The 336-nt window shown below is 30.1% G+C and carries 1 protein-coding gene; it reads right to left on the minus strand.

What is annotated here, in order from left to right:
* A partial coding sequence (locus ACP6PM_RS12415; RefSeq protein WP_426585011.1) for a hypothetical protein occupies window positions 1–336 on the minus strand: 336 nt, incomplete at both ends.

The raw sequence follows: 336 nt of genomic DNA on the forward strand, positions 1-336 counted from the left end.
TCAGATAAATTATCTGTAACTTCTTCTATTCCCTCAGATAAATTATCTGTAACTTCTTCTATTCCCTCAGATAAATTATCTGTAACTTTTTCTAGTCCTTCAGATAAATTGTCTACAATTTCTCCTCCACTATTACCAATAGATTTCAAACTTTGCAACGGATTAGTAAGTAAGGCCAAGGGATTCAAAAAGAGAAGTTTTAAAAGTTGCCCAATGATAGTAATAAGTTTTATAAAAAGTTTCACACCAGCTTTGAGCCATGACCAAATTTTGTCGATCGCCTTAAGTATAAATAAATAGATTTTTACTGGAATAGCAATAAATAGTTGAAATAAT

The sequence above is a fragment of the Dapis brunnea BLCC-M229 genome (genome assembly GCF_050015995.1).
GTDB lineage: Bacteria > Cyanobacteriota > Cyanobacteriia > Cyanobacteriales > Microcoleaceae > Trichodesmium.